Raw genomic sequence first — 16501 nt, forward strand, 5'->3', positions numbered from 1 at the left:
CCCGGGCTGGTCGTGCGGGCCCGGGACGTCACCGCATGCGTCAGGGTTAGGAGGCGTTGGTCGGAGCGGTGCTCCACCAGGGGATGGGGTCGGGTACCGGTTCGAGGAATGCGAGCTGCGACCGGTCGATCTGTCCGAAGGACGTCGGGCCGTATCCGGGGTCCTTGTCGAGCTGGACGAAGAAGTACTGGTAGGTGATGCCGGCACTGGGCATCCCGAGGTAGACGACGGGCATGGCGGTCGCCGACTTACCGCCGTAAAGAGCGCGATAGCTCTTCATGGGGCTCCTCTGAGGACTGCACCTGCGCCCGAGGCTGGTCGTGCGGGCGCAGGAGCAGAGGCTGTAAGGGACGTCAGGATGTGTTGGCCATTCGCGCGATGGCGTCGGCGAAGTGGAGGACGGCGGCACGCAGCAGATTGACCTGCGTAGCGATCGGGTCCGCGGGGGCGTTGGTGATGGGTAGGTCGCTGATCGCGAGCTCGCGCAGGCTCAGTGGGCGCGGTGGGCGTCCTCCGGGCGGGCCCATGCGGCGGGCGCGCGGGATGTCGGGCAGCTCTTCCAGGTCTCCGTAAGGGAGCACCCCGTTGAACCGATACTCGGTGCTTTCGTAGTCACTGACCAGGAGGCGTATGCCTGTGGTCGCTCGCGTCCAGTCCGCGTGGACGCCGTACAACTCAGCCTCCGGGTCCGCGGGCACCAGCACGGCCGGCACCACACCGGTAGGCGTACCGTATGCGGGCTTCGCGGGGGTGATGCCGAGCGCCGCGAGGCGGGCGTTGATGCGGTCGGCGGTCATTTTGGACTGGATCAGCTTTGAGTTGCGTTCCGCAGCTTGTGTCTCTTCGTAGGCCGCTTCGGCTTCTTCCAACCAGGAAGGCAGTTCTGCGGCCGGAGTGTTCTGTTGCGGGGGTTCAGTCGTCACTGGGGTGCCCTTCTGCTCGGCGCTGATTCGTGACGGGTAGGAGCGGCATTCCGCGCGTGCAAGAATTCGTTCAGGGATTACAGCGCGGGGGTCATCTGGATTCGACAATCCGAGCGCGCAACACTTTTCGTGGCCCTCCTTTCACGGGGGGGACGTTGCCTTCAATCTACGCCGTTCCTCTTGCGTTTGCAATAGGAACTGGTGTGCTTCCCAGGACAACAACGCCGAGCAATCGGGGGTGATCAACGGCGGGTCTTGGCGGCCGGGTCCGGAGCCGTCCCCGGACCCGGCACTGCGCTGCTCGTGGTTGACGGCACTCAGGTGCGACGGGTACGGCGGCAGCCGTCAGTACGGCGGCGCGGCGTCAGCGCGATTGGCGGGCTGGCTGGTCCACGGGTCGTCGGCCGGCGGACTGCCCCAGGTGCTTGCCGCTTCCGTCGAAGCCGCGGAGGACGAGCTGTTGCCCCACCCCTCGACACGGCGCTGCACCTTGGTGACCTTGGCCGTGGCATTGCGGAGCGAGGCGCCGACCTCGTCGACGTCGAGTTCGTAGACCGTCCGCTTGACGCCCTCACGGTCTTCGTAGGTGCGCTGCTTCAGCCGGCCCTGCACGATGACGCGCATGCCGCGCTGGAGTGACTCGGCCACGTTCTCAGCTGCCTGGCGCCAGATCGAGCAGGTCAGGAACAGACTCTCGCTGTCCTTCCACTCCTGGGTGTCCCGGTCGTAGGTGCGGGGAGTGGAGGCGATGCGGAACTTAGTGACCGCGGCACCGGATGGCGTGAAGCGCAACTCGGGGTCGTCCACGAGGTTGCCTACGACAGTGATGATCGTCTCTCCTGGCATGGCAAGAGCCTGCCTTTCCGTCGGATTGGCGATTGCGTTGAGGGGTGGTGAGCCGGCACACCTGTAGCTGGCGTGCCCTGGCTCGTTGCCGAGGTGGTAGGCCGGGCAGAACCGGCATTCGTAGATCACCAAGTGCTGGCGTCCGGCCCGGCGGCGCAGGGGCTTCCGCGCGAGCTTGGCCTGGTGGTACGTCGGATACGAGCCGGTCTTGGTGCGGCAGGCGCCGTTTGGAGATCGGCCGGGTGCGGCCCGGGCATGTCAGCGAGGTCGACGGTGCGGTGTGCGTCGTTGTCGCGGTCCAGGGCCCACGTCGGATCGTAGGGCCAGGTCTCGCCGCGAGCTTTCGCCGCAGCCTTGATGCGTTCCCATGACCTGCCGACCGACTGGGGCTTCATGCCTAGGGCGAGCGCGATGGCGGAGCGGTCCATGCGACGCCGACGGGTGCCGTACTCGATGGCTGCCGCCCGGTCCCAGAGGTGCAGCGGGACGCGTTCGCCTTCCAGAGCCCGGATGACGGCGGCGTGATCGACGATTCGCGACTCGCCGCCCTGCCACCCGTGTTGAGCTCTGGCCCGGGGGTCCTCGATACGGTCGTCGTCCCACGCCAGCGGGCTGGCGTAGCCGCGCTCCACGGCTGTGCGCCGGGTTGCGTGCGCCACGTTGCCGGGCACGCCGTGATCCTCGGGACAGGCGTTCCACCAGTGGTCGTACAGGGTCGCCGCCTTCAGACGGTCGAAGACGGTGATGGGGCGGGTGGTCGACTCTCCTTCGAGTACCCAGTCGATGTATGCCGACTGCCAGCCGAGCGCGTCAGCCATGGCAGAGGGGGGCCATCCCTTCCACATGAGCGCAGCCAGCCGCCGGCGGGTGCCGAGGGACCGCGTCGGGGCGGTGAGCCGGCCGCACGGCAGGATGGGTATGGCCAGCAGGCGTCGCTCGACGTCCCAGCCGATGGGACGGATCGCGGCGGCCCGCCGCACGGCGTCGGGCGTGGTGCGTACGTGGGTCGCAGTGACGGGGTCAGGGATGCCGATCAGCCGGAGTGCGCGGACGTGTACGGCGGCGGGCAGGCTGCGCACGGTGCGGCGTATCAGCAGCCGGTCGGTGCGTAGATGACATGCGGTGGTCACGGCTGGACGGTCCAGACGGTGAGGAGGGCCCCGGGCCGCGGCAGGGCATACGGCCCGAGGTGTGGATACGTCTTGCTGAGGCCCCGGTACGCGACGATCAGGCCGTCGTCCTTCCACACCACGCCGGTCAGGGCGTCCTCAGTGCTGCGCACCAGCTTCGACAGGTCCGGATACACGCTCGGGTAGACACGCCCTTGAGGCATACGCTGCGGCGCCGGCATGGTGAAGTGCATCCCCACCGCCAGGGCCTCGGTCAGCAGCGTCCACCGTGGCAGCGAGCGCAGCCGGACGCGGGCAGCTGCTGCTACGGCCTCACGCCAGGGCTTCACCTTCGCGGACGACTCGACCAGGACGGGGACGCGCTTACCGTTACGGCTGATGCGGTATCCCTTTGGGGTCTTGCTGCCCTGCGGCCCCGGGATACCCCACACCACCATCTCGAACACCGGGTCCGGGCCGCACAGTGGCTGAGCTTGGGTGCTCACCGTGCCACCGCCTTGGCGTGGCGGTCGTACAGGGTGATGGAGCCAGCGACGGCCACGTTCAGCGATATCGGGAGCATGGTGGGGACGGTCAGAAGGGTGTGGCAGCGGTCCAGGACTGGTGCAGGCAGACCGGTGTCCTCAGCGCCGAGGAGATAGGCGGCCCGCGCTGGGTGAACGAAGCGCGTCAGCGGTACCGCGTTCTCGGACATCTCGACTCCTACGAGCTGGCACGCGTGCGGCAGGTGCTCGACCAGGTCCTCGAGGTCGCAGAAGTGCAGCAGCGGCGTGTGCAGGGGCGTCTTGCAGGTGTCGGTGGCCTGGTGGCGGTAGCGGGCGCCCACGGTGAAGACGAACGCTGCGCCGTACAAGGCTGCAGCCCGCCAGAGCATGCCGACGTTACGGCTGGTCTTGGTGGCGTAGATCCCGATGGCGAAGTAGCCGCGTCGGGGTTCGCCGGTGGTGGGGAGCGCCAACGTGGTGGTGGTCACTGGTTGTCCTTGGTGTGCAGAGGGGTTACGACGATGGGGTCTTGCTCGACGCCGAGGTTCGTGGGCTCCGGTGCTGCCGGACGGTTGGGAGGGACACGGGGAACGAACCAGCCCGCGGACGGTGGAGGGTGTTCTTCCGTACTGGTGCTGCACGCCTCGGCTTCCTGAAGGGCAGTCTTGAGTTCGTGGGGCCATCGCAGCCGGGTGGTGTGAGTGGTGTGCCTGGCACACGGAGCCGCGAGCTCGAACGGGATGCCGCGTGGGTGGTGGGTCAGGGTGGTGCCGTCGCCATAGGTGCCCGTCGTCGCGGTGCCGTCCTCACGCCCGGCCCAGTCCTCCAGCGGAATGTAGAAGCCGGCACTGGCCGCTGCGAGGTAGGCGTGGGCCCGTGCTACCTCCTCGGCCGACGGTGCGGAGGTGGGAGCGTCGCTCATGGAAGTCTCCAGGTTGGGGCCCGCGCCGTGACGCGGGCCGTTGCACGGCGAGTGCTGGAGGGGAGTTAGAGGGGTTCGGGAATGTCGCGGTTGGCCGAGTGACGGATCAGTGCGACGTCCCGCGTGGGATCCTCCCGAAGGTGGTTCCACGCGCGGATGACGTAGGCGACCTGCGTCGCCGTGGTCACCACGCGGTTGACGTCTCTGTCGGACTGGGCACGGCGTCGCAGCGCGTACACCGGGTGGCCGACGGGCAGTTCAGCGCCATCGGCGAGTCTGGCGAAGAACCAGGTGGCATCACCGGCGGATGTTCGACTGCACAGGGCGTGGGCCGTGCCGACGGCGCTGGGCGACAGAGCGCGGAAGGAGCGGTACGTCGTCGCGGCGACTTCCGCTGAGCGCCTCAGCTGCGGCTGTCGGGCGAGGAGGGCATTCATCTCTGTGACGGTGGGCGTGGTGTTGCCGTTGAACTTGCGGTCCCCGGCGTCCCACATCCACACCAGTCGCAGGATCGGCGCCAGGTAGGAGGTGTGCTTCTCGCCCTCGATACCCAGGACGTCTGCCATGCTGCGGCGAGCCCCTACGTCCATCGACCTTTGCACTTCTTGTGGGAGGCCGGTGATGATGAACGTCGTGAACGGCCTACCGGCCTCGACGCATGCGGTCAGCCGGTGCTGCCCGTCGAGGATCGTTCCGTCGACGGCAATCTTGATCGTCTCGCCGTTGAGGTCCCAGGAGCCGTTGGCGATGTCCCGGACCATCTGTCGGTAGTGCTTGGGCTTCGTCTTGCGATTGTGCGTGTTGTGGCGCAGGTACTCCGTTGCCATCTCGGGGGTGATGATTGCGATGCGGGCGGCCGGCCCGGTCGTGCCGTCGGCGGCGCCGGAGGATTTGCCGTTCATGTCGGCTCCTTTCGTTGAGGTTAGGCCGCAGCGGATGGGCTGCCGGTGTCCGTGAGGGTCTGAGCCAGGGCACGCAGTGCGGTGGTGACCACCTCCTGCGTGACGCCGGGCTGGTCGGGCCATGCGGCCAGCGCGTCGATGGGGTCGGCTTCGATCGCCGCGGCGGCTGCACCGACCGCATCGGAGTTGAGGTGGGCCGAGAGCGTCCTGATGGTGTCCATGGCCACCGGGTTGGTGATGATGCGGGACTTGCAGCGCTCGATCGCCTCGATGCTGGGCAGAGCGAACTCACTCGGCAGCACGCCGTCGTTGGCGGCCTGGTAGATGGCCGCGGGTACGTCCAGGGCGTTGCCGGTGGACGCGGCGAACGCTTCGTCGCCGGTGTACAGGCCGTACAAGTCGATGTACACGGCGGCCCACCGAAGGGTGATGGCTTGCTCGGTGGGAGGCGTTTCGGGCATGGGTGTTCCGTCTCTGTGGTCTGTTGGTTGGGGTGGTGCGCCGGGCAGGCGGGAGCGGCGGGGAGGGGTAGGTCGCTCGACCGCCTGCCCGGCGGTCGGTTGGGGACCGGTCCAGGGGATGTGGATTCACCCCCGGGGACGGTCCGGGTTGTGGGTCAGTCCCAGAGGTGCGGGTTGCTGGTCAGGTAGTCGTCCCAGCAGTCCGGGCAGCGCCAGACGGTCTCGTGCAAAGTGGCGTCGGTGTCGGCGAGGAAGCCCCGGCAGTCGCGGCAACGGGTGACGACCTGTCCGGTGGTCAGCGGAAGCCCGACCACGGCCGCGGCGGTGCGGTTGAGGATGTTGAGGACGGCCCGACGGGCGGTGATGGGGTGTTCGTCGTAGCCGTCAGCGCCCAGGGCTGAGGCAGCAGCAGCGGCGTACCTCACTCGCCAGCGGGCCAGGGAGTCGGGCGAGATGACGCGCACGGAAGCCTGCGCAAGCCCTAACGGGCGATTCGTGAGGGTCATATCGGGTTCCTCGCAGGGGGGTTGGTCGGCAACGGTCGGATCCGTTGCCCCGTCGGCGATCCCGATATTACGCCGTTCCTATTGCAACTGCAAGAGGAACGGGGGGAGGTGGGACGAGCAGCAAAGAGCCCTGGCCGACGGATCGACCAGGGCTCTGCTACGCCTACTGACTGCAGCGTTACGCACTGTTGGCGGCGTCGGAGCAGCAATGCACTGTTCGTGGCTTGATGCGCAGCCAGCCGTTCCAGTAGTCGCGGTGCCATTCGTATATGGCGCTTCGGCTGACGAGTTCGCCGCGCACTCCTGGGAGCCGGTACGTGCGACCCCCGGACGCACGGAATTTCCGACGCAGGTCCCGTTCGCTCATGGGGTGCGGCGTGCGTTCCAGTGCCGCTACTGCCTGAGGCCAAGAGATGAGGTCCTCCGGCGTGCCGGTGAAGAAGGCTCGGGTGAAGCACACAGGTTCAGGAGGGACGCAGGGCATGTGTCTTCCGGTGGCAGGGCAGGCCGACGGTGGGGGCGACAGGCCGGCGTGTGGGTCGGGTAGGACGGGTTAGGCCGCGTGACGACGGCGAACGTGATGCCGCGCGATGGCATACAGGCTCCAGGTACGAGGACCGCTCCGTCCGGGACCTTGAGCATCATCGTCTGAGTAGCGGGGGTCCGAATCGTAAGCGCACCGCACGTTCTGACAGGCCGCTCGCCACCGACCGCCACACCGCACCGGCAGCAGCGACCAGCACAGGCACTTGGGACAAGCGATCCGCCCGAGGATCCCGTCAGCCTCGCCGATCAGCATCGCAGCCCGCAGTGCACCGACAAGCTCTTCGACATCCAGATCGTCAGCCGCCTTGCGGTCGCGTGCCGCGAGGTCCGCAGCGTAGACGGCGAGCGCGGTGCGATCGGTGGGAACGTTTTCAGTACCACCATGCCGACGCACCACATCGGCCAGCGCGGCGTCGAAGTCCTGAGCCAGCGCGTAGACGTCGAGGTTCAGCGGGGTGCTCGGCGAGGTCGCGGTGGGCTGGCGGTCCGGAACCGCCATGGAGCCAGCCACTCGGGTGGAACCGGCTCGGAGCCAGTGGTCGTCAGCTGCCACCTGGTACGGCATGTAGGAAGTCGCGTCGCGCGTACGGGCCTTTCTGGCGCTCGCGGGAGGTCGGTCCATATTCGTCCCCCAACGGGAAGCGTGTCCCGGCCGCACGCATGCCAGCGGCATATGCACGGCCGGGTGAGATCAGAGGGGTTATCCGGCCGAGGGCCGGGCGTCATCCTTGCACGATCACTTATGAGAGCAAATGCAAGCCATGGGCCATCTGTCCGAGAATCCTACGTTTTTACTATTTCTTGGGGTATTCGAGAGACTGCGCCGATACCCCCGCTGCACAGTGACCCTCTGTGTTCACTCCTTCACCAGAACTCCACAGGTGTAACGGGCACCATACGCCTCTGTCAACCGGCTTCCGCCGCAAGCCCGTTGGGGGCCTGATCAGCAAAAAGCGGCCCGTCGGCCCGTTTATGCGAACGGCCCGCCAAGATGCCAACGGCACCCCGGCGGGCCGACGCTGAGTAAGGCCTCTCCTCTACGGCTGGCGCTGGCTTCGCAGTGCCGTGTCTGCGGCTGCGGCCATACCCCGCAAGATGCTGACCCAGTGCCGGGCACTGTCCACGTCCATGCCAGCCGTGGGGTTCGGTGGCAGCTCGTGGGGACCGCCACCGTGACGGACATACAGCAATCCACCCACTACGCGCTCAAGGCCGTCCGCAATGGCCATCATCACCTCCGCCGGCGGACGAGGCGTGGTGAAGTCAAGGCCAGCCCCCGCCAGCGCCTTCCGCCAGTGCTCCATCGTCGCCCGCACATCTGCGGGTACCTCCTCAACGGCCTCCGTCTTGCCTGCCGGGTCCTGGAGCCGAGCGGTCAAGCTGACTACCGGGGCAAGGCGCTCAGGAGGGTGCACCGGCTGCGGAGTGTCGTCACTGTCGAAAGCGCTCGCTTGCGCCATGGGGCTCCTCGCGGGATGGATGGTCGGACTGGAGGCTGCCGTGGTCGGGGGCTGCACAGGCCGCAAATGAAGCGTGCGACAGGTAGTCGTGCGCTGCTCTACCCAAGGGACCGTCTCCGTCGCGCTTCCCCTACGTTGCCGACGCGGACCAGACGCGACAGGAGACGGTGAGCCCCATACCTCTGATGGAGGTTGGAAGCGCCGGGGTGTACCCCCGGCTTGAGGGCGATTGTAGACACGACTCTCGGCAAAACAACAGCCCCAAGCGCCTCAGCCGTTAACGATCAACGTCATCCGTACTGTACCCCGCAGTTTGATGGGCCTTTGGGCGCGTGCCACCCGTCAGCCGGTCTCCGGACCCGTCACCACGTCATCTCACATGCGGCCCGGCGACCAGCACGCGCGTTCGACAGATCTGTGCAGACCGGGGCACCGTCACCCATGGGCCAGCTTGTCGAAAGATGGCTGGAACTGATCCATGGCCCGGCCGGGCCCATTGACAGCACGGCGCGATCTGCCGGTCGCTCGGGCTGAAACATGGGGGGTGTCTTCCCTGTCCTGGTGTCCCGGAGGCCCGTCTGACCTGGGGCGGGACACCAGGACATCAAGACACCGGGACAACAACGCTCCCCCAGCATGCCTCCTCACGGCTTCCCTTGGGGTACCCCGTCGCCCGGAGCTGGTCGAGCTGCCTCATCACCACCAGCAATGCGCGGCCGGGGTCTAAACGCGGTAGGACTTCATGCGCCACCGATTTGGTTGCCGCTCCCGGCAGCATCGCCCGTGAATGAGTCAGTCCGCCCTTGCTGTGGAGCGCGGGCAATACGCGGGCAAGCCTGAACGCCTCGGACGCCGCAGTGATCAGTACAGCGTCACTGACCTGCAATTCAATCCGCCAGAATGGAAGCCGAATGGGGGACGGCGGGTTATACGTGGGACCCGTGGCGCCGGTCGAAGACGGGGTGAGGTCGCCGCCGGTGGAAAGGGTTCGGCCTGGTCAGCGCGGCAGCGCACGGCCGGACGCCCCGCCGGGGGCGAGTCCGGCCAGTGGCGGCTGCCACCGGGTAGTTTCGGCTGCCCGCCGGCAATACGCGGGCAAGTTCTGATTACCCGTCAGCGAGCATCAGTTTCGGGGTGGACGCGGGCAAGTTCTGACCGCCCGTGGGCGTGCGGGACCCTCGCGGCGGGCGCGGGCAATACGCGGGCAAGCCTCGACGCTTCAGTCACCGCAGTCACCAACACCCCCTCCCTGACCTGCGCTTTCCTCCGCAACGACGGAGCCCGCACTACAGGCGGTCGGGTACACCTACGACCCGTGGCGCCGGTCGAAGACGGGGTGACGTTGTCGGGCTACCGCAGGCCCGGCCCGAGCAGGAAGAACAGGGCGACCCCGGACCCGATGATGATCGCGGTCAACACCGCTGCGGTCAGCGGTAGTTGGCACAGCGTGTAGAACGAGGCGTAGAAGCGGGGCGGGGCGAAGGCAGCAGGGTCTCCGGCCGGATCACCGCGATCACGCAGAAGACGGCGGAGACCACCGACACCACGGCGTTGGCCGACGACAGCACATCGCGCACGCCGGTCTCCAGGGGGTCGGTGAGGGCCGCTCGGCACCGCCCGGGGAGCGGCGACGCCATCGTCCCACGGCGTTCGGGCGCCGTCACACCCTCCCGGGTCGAGCGGGTTGGGGCACCACGGCCACCGGGCACGGTGCGTGGTGGAGCAAGGCGTGGACGACGGGGCCGAGTTGGGGGCCGGGGCCGGGGTGGGGGTGGCGGAGGGTGCCGATCACGAGCAGGTCGGAGGCGGCGGAGACCTCCAGCAGTGCCTTGCGGGCGGGGCCCTCCACCGCGCCGCGGCGGACCTGGATCCCGGGGTGGCGGGCGGCCGGGCCGGCCAGGGCGTCGTCCAGCACGCGTTCGGCGTGGGCGATCCGTTCCGCGGCGGTGTCGGGGCCGGGCGCGGTGACCAGTTCGGGGCCCTGCGGCCAGCGCCAGGCGTGCACCGCGTCGATGCCGCAGCCGCGTACCGACGCCTCCCGGAAGGCGAACTCCACGGCGGCGTCGGAGCCTCCGCCGGCGGCCACCGCCAGCGCGATCCAGCAGTGGGCGCCGGTACGGGCGCGGGGTGTGCCGCGCACCACGATCACCGGGCAGCGGGCGTGCGCGGCCGTCCGCAGGCTCACCGAGCCCAGCAGCAGCGCGGCGAGTTCCCCGCGTCCGCGCTGTCCGACCACCACCGCCAGCGCCTCGTCACTCTCGGCGACCAGCACCCGGCCCGGCTCGTCGGGCACCACGGCCGCGGTGACCGGCAGCCCGGCGTGGCGGCCCCGGGCGCGTTCGGCGGCGTCCGCGGCGACGCGTTCGCCGGGCGCGGGCGCCGGGGGTGCCTCGTACCGTTCCCACAGCGAGGCGTACACGATCCGCAGCGGGCAGCGGTGGCGGGCGGCCTCGTCGGCGGCCCAGTCGACCGCCTCGGTGCCGAGCGCGGAGCCGTCGGTGCCCACGACGACGGGGCGGGTCTCCATCGGTGCCGCCACCCTCGGTCACAGGTCACCGGGGCGGGGCGGAGCGGCGCAGTTCCTCGTTGTCGTCGATGTCCTCCTGTGCGGTGCCGATCAGTTGCCGGGCCAGGTCGGCGAAGGCGCGTCCGGTGGCCAGTTCGTCGCCGATCCGCGGGACCTGGGGGTCGAGCGGGTTGCGGTGGGCGACGCCGTGCCCGGTCAGTGCGGTGTTGAGGGTGTGGAGGGTCACCTTGGCCTCGGTGACGTCGTCGTCCTCCACCAGGAAGACATCGGCGTTCCACTCGCTGGTGTGGGTCATCTCCGGCTCCCGGTCGCTCGGGCGACTGCCCGCCGACAGCCGCTTCGTGCGTGTATGTCCCTTCCAGCACATCACCTGGCGGGCCGTTCGGCCAGAGGCGGGCGCGGTTTCCCGTCCCAACCGGGTTTGGTCCATACCAATACTTGACGCGGTCACATCACGGTGCCTCAATGGACGTACCCCGAAGGGCGCCCGGGTGCGGCACACCGGCGCGCACCGGGTGTCTTCCGCTCGACGGCTCCCGCCTTCCTTCCCCCCACAGGAGTGTGCAATGAGCTTCGTCGTCCCCGGGCGCTGGCGCGCTCCGGTCCTCGGGCTGTACCGCTTGGTGACCGGGGTGCTCTTCGCCTGCCACGGCGCGGCCGGGCTCTTCGGTGCCTTCCCCGGCGCGCAGGCCGGCCAGGCCGCCTTCCCGCAGTGGCCCGGCTGGTGGGCCGCGCTGATCGAACTGGCCGGCGGCGCCCTGGTGGCCGTCGGGCTGTTCACCCGGCCCGCGGCGCTGGTCTCCTCGGGCGCCATGGCGTACGCCTACTTCTCCGTCCACCAGCCGCACGCGCTGTGGCCCATCGAGAACCACGGGGAGCCCGCCGTGCTGTTCTGCTGGGCGTTCCTGCTCATCGCGGTCACCGGACCCGGCCACTACTCGCTGGACCGGCTGCTCGGTCACGCCCGCATCGGCCGCACCGCGGGCACCCGTCCGCCCCGCGCGACCGCCGGCGCCGGCTGAGCCGCAGCCCGCCCGGCAGACTCCCCCGTCCCGGCGGCCACCGCGCCCCGCCGCCGAACGCGCCAACGTCCGCCCGGCCGGAACCGGCGACCATGACCGGCCGGCGGGCGGGAGACCGGGGCGGCCGGGGCGCTGAACGGCCGCGGCGCCCGGCCCGGCAAGCCCGCCGCCTTCCCGGCGACGGCACTTCGCGCCAATTCCCGCTGGCCATTTCCGCGCGCATACCCGTTCCGGTCCGCAAAGGGCGGCGCTACGGTGATGCGGCGCCCCCGGCGGGCCCCGGCGACGCCGCGTCGACCGCGGCTCCCCCGCCGCCTGGCACGGTGCCGTACCGCGCGACGGTCCCCCGCACTCCGCACGGCCCTTCACCCGCACGACCCGGGACACCGGCCGAAGACAGATCACCCGCGATCCGAGGAGGAGCAGATGTCCGGTGGTGTGATGGCAGCGCGACGACCCGGTCCCGCACACGGCGCGGTGCCCGGGGTCCGGCCGGACGGTGAGTCCCCCGGCGCGGCATGACCACCGTCGGCGTCGAGGAGGAGTACCTGCTGCTGGACGCGGACAGCGGTGCCGCCCTGCCGAAGTCCGCGCAGGTACGCGCGCTCGCCCGCGACCACTACGGGGTCCCCGCCGACGAGGTCGCCCCCGAGATGCTGCGGGCCCAGGTCGAGGTGATGACCCCGGTCTGCCGTGACCTGGAGGAGGTGGACGCCCATCTGACCCGGCTGCGCCGGGACGTGGGGGCCGCCGCGCACGGGGCGGGGTGCGGGCTCGCGGCCAGCGGTACGGCGCCGTTCGCCGGTGCCTGGTCGATCCCGGTCACCGACGAGGCGTACTACCGGGCGTTGTCCGGCTACACGCCCCGGATCGTCCACGGCCAGCTGATCAACGGCATGCACGTGCACGTCGCGGTGCCCGACCGGGGCCGCGGGGTGGCCGCCCTCAACCGGGTGCGCCCGTGGCTGCCGGTGCTGGTGGCCATGGGGGCCAACTCGCCGCTGTGGGACGGACGGGACACCGGTTTCGCCAGTTGGCGCACGGTCGCCTTCGCCCGCTGGCCGGTCAGCGGGCCGCCGCCGGCCTTCACCGACGCCGACGACTACCGGGAACGCACCCGGACCCTGCTGGAGGCCGGGCTGATCCGGGGCCGGGCCCAGCTGTACTGGCAGGCCCGGCTCTCCGACCGCCACCCCACGCTGGAGATCCGGGCGATGGACGTGCAGTTGCGGGTCGACGAGGCGGTGATGTTCGCCGGCATCGCCCGGGGCCTGGTCACCACCGCGCTGCGGGAGGAGGCGGAGACCCGGCCGCCGCCCAGGGTGCCGCACGAACTGCTGCGTGCCGCCGGCTGGCACGCCGCCCGCCACGGCCTGGAGGGCGAGCTGGTCGACCCGCTGCGTGGCCGGGAGGTCCCCGCCGCGGACGCGGTGGCCGCGCTGCTCGACCACATCGCCGCCGCCCTGGAACGCCACCGCGACCTGGCCCGGGTCACCGCCGCCGCGCACCGGCTGCTCGGTGAGGGCAGCGCCGCCCGGCGGCAGCGTCAGGCGTTGCGCGACGGGGGCGCCAAGGCGCTGGTGGACCTGGTCACCGGGAAGACGTCCTGACCGGGCCGGCCGGATACCGCACCACCAGCACGGCTTCCACGTCACCGTGGGGCGCGGCGTAGACGTGCGGCACGTCGGCGGGCCAGGCCGCGTGGCCGCCCGGGGCCACCACGGCCGGGCGGCCGGCCACGCCGACGTGCGCGGTGCCGGCGAGCACGATGAGGTGTTCCTCGGTGCCCGGGGCGTGCGCGGCCGACTCCTGGACGGTGCCGGAACGGATGCGGATCCGGTAGGTCTCGGTGACGGCGGCGGGGTCCTCGAAGCGTTCGGTGAGCACCGCGTCGACCGCGCTGCCGGAGATGGCGGGGAGCCGCAGGGCGGTGCTGAGCGGGACGCCGAGCGCGGTGGTGAGCGCGTAGAGCGTCTCCAGGGTGGGGTTGCGGCGCCCGCTCTCCAGTTCCGAGAGGGTGCCCTTGCCGAGGCCGGAGCGCCGGGCCGCCGCGGAGAGCGTCAGCCCCCGTGCCTCGCGCAGTTCCCTCAGGCGGCGGCCCACCTGGGCGGCGAGTTCGCCACCCGGTCGCCCCTCGTCGCCGGTGTCGGTTGATCGGCCGCTGCCGTTGTGCCTATCGTTCACACACCGGATCGTTCCATATACAGAACGCCGCACGACGCCGAGGAGCGCCATGGAATCCCCCGCCCACACCTCACTGCCCGCCCGCAGCCGCCAGGTGGCCGACGCCCTCGCGGCGGCCGGGGCCACCGGCGCGGTACGTGAACTCGCCGACTCCGCGCGCACCGCGGCCGAGGCGGCCCAGGCGCTCGGCTGCGAGGTGGGCGCCATCGCCAACAGCCTGGTGTTCATCGCCGACGACGAGCCGGTGCTGGTGCTGACCAGTGGCCGGCACCGGGTGGACACCGCGGCCCTCGCCGCCCGGCTGGGCCACGACGTGCTGCGCCGGGCGACCGCGCAGGAGGTGCGGGACGCCACCGGCCAGGCGATCGGCGGGGTGGCCCCGGTCGGCCACCCCCAGCCGCTGCGCACCGTGGTCGACGAGGCGCTCGCCGACTACCCGCGCGTCTGGGCCGCGGCCGGCACCCCGCACACCGTCTTCCCCACCACGGCCGCCGAACTCGCCGCGATCACCGGGGGCACCGTGCTGCCGGTGGACAGCTGACACAACGTCAATTGCCGGATCGCTCCGGTGACATGACCTCGTAGAGGTTGCCGCTGCGGTCCCGGAAGTACAGGCCGCGGGCGGCGAAGCGGTGGTCGGTGCGGCCGTTGTCGGGGTGGCCCGGGTCGCTGCCGTACGGGGTACGGGTCTCGCGCAGCCGGCCGAGGACGCGGTCGAAGGTGGCCGGGTCGACGTCGAAGGCGAGGTGGTGGCCCTCGGGGTGGGGCACGGTGAGGAAGTCCAGGGTGAGGGTGTCGTTGACCCGCACCGGGGCGAAGCGCCCGTCGGGGCCGGCCGGCGCGAGCAGTTCCAGGCCGAGTACCGAGGCGAGGAAGCGGGCCGCCTCGCGGTTGTCGGCGGCGGGCACGATGGTGTGGTTGAGGGTGACGGTCATCGGGTGCCTCCGGATTCGGGCCGGGTGCCGGGTTCGGGCGGAGTGCCGGGGTCGGACCGGGCGCCGGGGTCGGACAGAGTGCCGGGGTCGGACAGGGCGCCGGGGTCGGACAGGGCGCCGTGGAGGAGCACGTCGACCAGCTCGGCGGCGCTGATCTCGGCGCCGTCGCCGGCCGGGTGGCGGTGGACGAAGAGGGTGCCGACGAAGAGCGCGGCCAGCTTGCCGGGATCGCAGCGCAGCGCGGCGCGGTCCGGTTCGATCAGCTCGGCGACGCCGTCCCGCAGGGCGGCCATGGCGGCTTCCCGGCGCCCCGGATCGGGCTTGCGCGCCCCCCGTTCCCGCCGCGGTGTCCGGAGGCGTGCAGGGTGCCGACGACGGCGCCGAGGCGTGCCAGGTGGGCCCACATCGCCTCGGCGGCCTGGACGAGCCGGTCGGCCAGGGGTTCGTCCAGCGGGATCGCGGCCAGCTCCCGCAGGACGTGGGCGGGGTCGGTGGCGGTGGCCAGGCAGGCGTCCAGCACGTCGTCCTTGTCCTTGAAGACCCGGAAGACGGTGGCCTCGCCGATGCCCGCGGCGCGGGCGATGCGGGCGGTGGTGACGGCGGCGCCGTACTCGGCGATCAGCGGCAGCGCCGCCGCGACGATCATCGCCCGGCGCTCCTCGGCGCTCATGCCCGGCGCGCGCCGCCGGGTCGGGGTGTCTGTCATGTGTCCAGCATGCGGAGTGAGCACTCACTCCGTCAAATCATCCGCCGGCCTCGGGCGGGAGCCGGCCACCGCCGCGGGGCGGGCGGGGCCCGCCGCCCGGCCGGTGGCGCTCATGGACGTGGTGGCCGAGCAGCGCGCCGCCGAAGACCACGTACCCCACACCGATCAGCCAGGACTGCACCACCAGGACGGCGCCCACCGAGCCGTAGGTGACCGCGTTGCTGACGATCAGCGGGGAGAAGACCAGCGCGGAGAAGCCACGCAGCCCGACCAGCCCGGCCATGGTCGCCACCGCCCCCGGCAGCAGCGCCCGCCACGGGATCCGCCCGCCGAGCAGGAAGCTCTGCCCCCACCAGAAGAAGGCGACGCCGAACACCACGGTGAGCGTGATCCGCACCGCCCCCTGCCACCAGCCGCCGCCGAGCACCGCCCCGCTCTGCACCTCGGCGTACAGGTACGCGGCGAGCGCGGCGAGCCACACCGCCTGCCGCCACACCTTGTGCCACGGGCCCGCCGCCAGGCCCCAGATGCGTTCGTAGCCGCTCTGCACGCTCGCCCCGAAGGCCAGGCCGAACAGCCCCAGGGCCAGCACGCTGAAGGCACTGGTGGCGCTGAGCACTTGACGGGGCGCGGAGAACAGCCGCTCCACCGCGTCGGCCGGGCGGCCGGAGAGCCCCATGCCGTCCACCACCCACAGCGCGAACCCGCGCCGGTTGAGCGGATCGGCCGCCGCCACCACGATGAGCAGCGGCGCCAGGGTGACCAGGCCGAGGGCGGCGAACCCCATCGCGCGGTGCAGCAGCTCCAGTTCGGTGCCGTGCTCCCAGAAGCGCCCCAGGCGTGAGCGGTGCCAGGCGCGGCGCAGCCGCCGCCACCACCGCACCGTCCAGGCTCTGGCCACCGCACCGCCGCCCTGCTCAGCGAGACAACGCAACCGAAGACATCC

The 16501-nt window shown here is 70.9% G+C and carries 22 protein-coding genes; 3 read left to right on the top strand and 19 right to left on the bottom strand.

Features of this window, described 5'->3' with window-relative positions:
• Positions 1–46: 46 nt before the first annotated feature.
• The 14 genes from SCATT_RS02790 to SCATT_RS02850 all read right to left on the bottom strand — a co-directional run bounded on the left by SCATT_RS02790 (position 47) and on the right by SCATT_RS02850 (position 11003).
• Positions 47–280, bottom strand: coding sequence for a hypothetical protein (locus tag SCATT_RS02790; RefSeq protein ID WP_014141393.1), 234 nt, complete (start codon positions 278–280; stop codon positions 47–49).
• Positions 281–353: 73 nt separating this feature from the next.
• Positions 354–923 (bottom strand): hypothetical protein, encoded by a 570-nt coding sequence (locus SCATT_RS02795; protein ID WP_231905032.1) that lies wholly within the window; start codon positions 921–923, stop codon positions 354–356.
• A 345-nt stretch (positions 924–1268) separates the two neighbouring features.
• Positions 1269–1769 (bottom strand): single-stranded DNA-binding protein, encoded by a 501-nt coding sequence (locus tag SCATT_RS02800; protein WP_014141395.1) that lies wholly within the window; start codon positions 1767–1769, stop codon positions 1269–1271.
• A 125-nt stretch (positions 1770–1894) separates the two neighbouring features.
• Complete coding sequence (locus SCATT_RS02805; protein WP_014141396.1) at positions 1895–2899, bottom strand: hypothetical protein; 1005 nt, start codon at positions 2897–2899, stop codon at positions 1895–1897.
• Entirely contained in the window at positions 2896–3384 is a 489-nt protein-coding gene (locus SCATT_RS02810) for a RusA family crossover junction endodeoxyribonuclease (protein WP_014141397.1), read from the bottom strand. The genes SCATT_RS02805 and SCATT_RS02810 overlap by 4 nt, the downstream gene beginning before the upstream one ends.
• Positions 3381–3872 (bottom strand): RNA methyltransferase, encoded by a 492-nt coding sequence (locus SCATT_RS02815; protein WP_014627389.1) that lies wholly within the window; start codon positions 3870–3872, stop codon positions 3381–3383. The genes SCATT_RS02810 and SCATT_RS02815 overlap by 4 nt, the downstream gene beginning before the upstream one ends.
• Positions 3869–4306, bottom strand: a complete 438-nt coding sequence (locus SCATT_RS38885) for a hypothetical protein (RefSeq protein ID WP_014627390.1) — start codon at positions 4304–4306, stop codon at positions 3869–3871. The genes SCATT_RS02815 and SCATT_RS38885 overlap by 4 nt, the downstream gene beginning before the upstream one ends.
• 65 nt (positions 4307–4371) lie before the next feature.
• Complete coding sequence (locus SCATT_RS02825) at positions 4372–5208, bottom strand: ParB N-terminal domain-containing protein (RefSeq protein WP_014141400.1); 837 nt, start codon at positions 5206–5208, stop codon at positions 4372–4374.
• Between the two features lie 20 nt (positions 5209–5228).
• Positions 5229–5669 carry a DUF6197 family protein gene (locus SCATT_RS02830; RefSeq protein WP_014141401.1) on the bottom strand — a complete coding sequence of 147 codons (441 nt, stop codon included), beginning with the start codon at positions 5667–5669 and terminating at the stop codon, positions 5229–5231.
• A gap of 155 nt (positions 5670–5824) precedes the next feature.
• Positions 5825–6133: a hypothetical protein gene (locus SCATT_RS02835; RefSeq protein ID WP_014141402.1), complete on the bottom strand. Its 309-nt coding sequence runs from the start codon at positions 6131–6133 to the stop codon at positions 5825–5827.
• A gap of 595 nt (positions 6134–6728) precedes the next feature.
• Positions 6729–7220, bottom strand: a complete 492-nt coding sequence (locus SCATT_RS35945; RefSeq protein WP_014141404.1) for a hypothetical protein — start codon at positions 7218–7220, stop codon at positions 6729–6731.
• Between the two features lie 2388 nt (positions 7221–9608).
• Positions 9609–9758 carry a hypothetical protein gene (locus SCATT_RS38455; protein WP_157894807.1) on the bottom strand — a complete coding sequence of 50 codons (150 nt, stop codon included), beginning with the start codon at positions 9756–9758 and terminating at the stop codon, positions 9609–9611.
• 83 nt (positions 9759–9841) lie between these two features.
• Positions 9842–10708, bottom strand: coding sequence for a universal stress protein (locus SCATT_RS02845; RefSeq protein ID WP_014141407.1), 867 nt, complete (start codon positions 10706–10708; stop codon positions 9842–9844).
• Positions 10709–10733: 25 nt separating this feature from the next.
• Positions 10734–11003, bottom strand: coding sequence for a DUF1876 domain-containing protein (locus SCATT_RS02850; protein ID WP_014141408.1), 270 nt, complete (start codon positions 11001–11003; stop codon positions 10734–10736).
• Positions 11004–11274: 271 nt separating this feature from the next.
• Between SCATT_RS02850 and SCATT_RS02855 the strand changes: the two genes are divergently transcribed.
• Positions 11275–11730 carry a DoxX family protein gene (locus tag SCATT_RS02855; RefSeq protein ID WP_014141409.1) on the top strand — a complete coding sequence of 152 codons (456 nt, stop codon included), beginning with the start codon at positions 11275–11277 and terminating at the stop codon, positions 11728–11730.
• 518 nt (positions 11731–12248) lie between these two features.
• Positions 12249–13340: a carboxylate-amine ligase gene (locus SCATT_RS02860; protein WP_014141410.1), complete on the top strand. Its 1092-nt coding sequence runs from the start codon at positions 12249–12251 to the stop codon at positions 13338–13340.
• On the opposite strand, the gene SCATT_RS02865 is transcribed toward SCATT_RS02860, so the two are convergent.
• Positions 13321–13833 carry a helix-turn-helix domain-containing protein gene (locus SCATT_RS02865; RefSeq protein WP_014141411.1) on the bottom strand — a complete coding sequence of 171 codons (513 nt, stop codon included), beginning with the start codon at positions 13831–13833 and terminating at the stop codon, positions 13321–13323. The two genes, SCATT_RS02860 and SCATT_RS02865, sit on opposite strands and share 20 nt — an antisense overlap.
• Positions 13834–13963: 130 nt before the next feature.
• Here SCATT_RS02865 and SCATT_RS02870 point away from each other — a divergent pair, with 130 nt between their 5' ends.
• Complete coding sequence (locus tag SCATT_RS02870) at positions 13964–14455, top strand: YbaK/EbsC family protein (protein WP_014141412.1); 492 nt, start codon at positions 13964–13966, stop codon at positions 14453–14455.
• Positions 14456–14462: 7 nt separating this feature from the next.
• On the opposite strand, the gene SCATT_RS02875 is transcribed toward SCATT_RS02870, so the two are convergent.
• From SCATT_RS02875 to SCATT_RS02885, 4 genes are read right to left on the bottom strand one after another with little or no spacing between them, the layout of a single operon-like run.
• Complete coding sequence (locus SCATT_RS02875; RefSeq protein ID WP_014141413.1) at positions 14463–14849, bottom strand: VOC family protein; 387 nt, start codon at positions 14847–14849, stop codon at positions 14463–14465.
• Positions 14846–15142 (bottom strand): hypothetical protein, encoded by a 297-nt coding sequence (locus SCATT_RS40550; protein WP_014627394.1) that lies wholly within the window; start codon positions 15140–15142, stop codon positions 14846–14848. Before SCATT_RS40550 ends, SCATT_RS02875 begins: the two co-directional genes overlap by 4 nt.
• Complete coding sequence (locus SCATT_RS02880) at positions 15109–15555, bottom strand: TetR/AcrR family transcriptional regulator (protein ID WP_322973104.1); 447 nt, start codon at positions 15553–15555, stop codon at positions 15109–15111. Before SCATT_RS02880 ends, SCATT_RS40550 begins: the two co-directional genes overlap by 34 nt.
• A 37-nt stretch (positions 15556–15592) precedes the next feature.
• Positions 15593–16438, bottom strand: a complete 846-nt coding sequence (locus SCATT_RS02885) for a hypothetical protein (protein WP_014141415.1) — start codon at positions 16436–16438, stop codon at positions 15593–15595.
• Between the last annotated feature and the right edge of the window lie 63 nt (positions 16439–16501).

Source organism: Streptantibioticus cattleyicolor NRRL 8057 = DSM 46488, from assembly GCF_000240165.1.
GTDB classification, from domain to species: domain Bacteria; phylum Actinomycetota; class Actinomycetes; order Streptomycetales; family Streptomycetaceae; genus Streptantibioticus; species Streptantibioticus cattleyicolor.

Coding starts and splice junctions, on each gene's coding strand:
- SCATT_RS02790 (WP_014141393.1), bottom strand. CDS start 280: ATGAAGAGCTATCGCGCTCTTTACGGCGGTAAGTCGGCGACCGCCATG.
- SCATT_RS02800 (WP_014141395.1), bottom strand. CDS start 1,769: ATGCCAGGAGAGACGATCATCACTGTCGTAGGCAACCTCGTGGACGAC.
- SCATT_RS02875 (WP_014141413.1), bottom strand. CDS start 14,849: ATGACCGTCACCCTCAACCACACCATCGTGCCCGCCGCCGACAACCGC.
- SCATT_RS40550 (WP_014627394.1), bottom strand. CDS start 15,142: ATGGCCGCCCTGCGGGACGGCGTCGCCGAGCTGATCGAACCGGACCGC.
- SCATT_RS02870 (WP_014141412.1), top strand. CDS start 13,964: ATGGAATCCCCCGCCCACACCTCACTGCCCGCCCGCAGCCGCCAGGTG.
- SCATT_RS02855 (WP_014141409.1), top strand. CDS start 11,275: ATGAGCTTCGTCGTCCCCGGGCGCTGGCGCGCTCCGGTCCTCGGGCTG.
- SCATT_RS02880 (WP_322973104.1), bottom strand. CDS start 15,555: ATGACAGACACCCCGACCCGGCGGCGCGCGCCGGGCATGAGCGCCGAG.
- SCATT_RS38885 (WP_014627390.1), bottom strand. CDS start 4,306: ATGAGCGACGCTCCCACCTCCGCACCGTCGGCCGAGGAGGTAGCACGG.
- SCATT_RS02850 (WP_014141408.1), bottom strand. CDS start 11,003: ATGACCCACACCAGCGAGTGGAACGCCGATGTCTTCCTGGTGGAGGAC.
- SCATT_RS02860 (WP_014141410.1), top strand. CDS start 12,249: ATGACCACCGTCGGCGTCGAGGAGGAGTACCTGCTGCTGGACGCGGAC.
- SCATT_RS02845 (WP_014141407.1), bottom strand. CDS start 10,708: ATGGAGACCCGCCCCGTCGTCGTGGGCACCGACGGCTCCGCGCTCGGC.
- SCATT_RS02825 (WP_014141400.1), bottom strand. CDS start 5,208: ATGAACGGCAAATCCTCCGGCGCCGCCGACGGCACGACCGGGCCGGCC.
- SCATT_RS35945 (WP_014141404.1), bottom strand. CDS start 7,220: ATGGCGGTTCCGGACCGCCAGCCCACCGCGACCTCGCCGAGCACCCCG.
- SCATT_RS02830 (WP_014141401.1), bottom strand. CDS start 5,669: ATGCCCGAAACGCCTCCCACCGAGCAAGCCATCACCCTTCGGTGGGCC.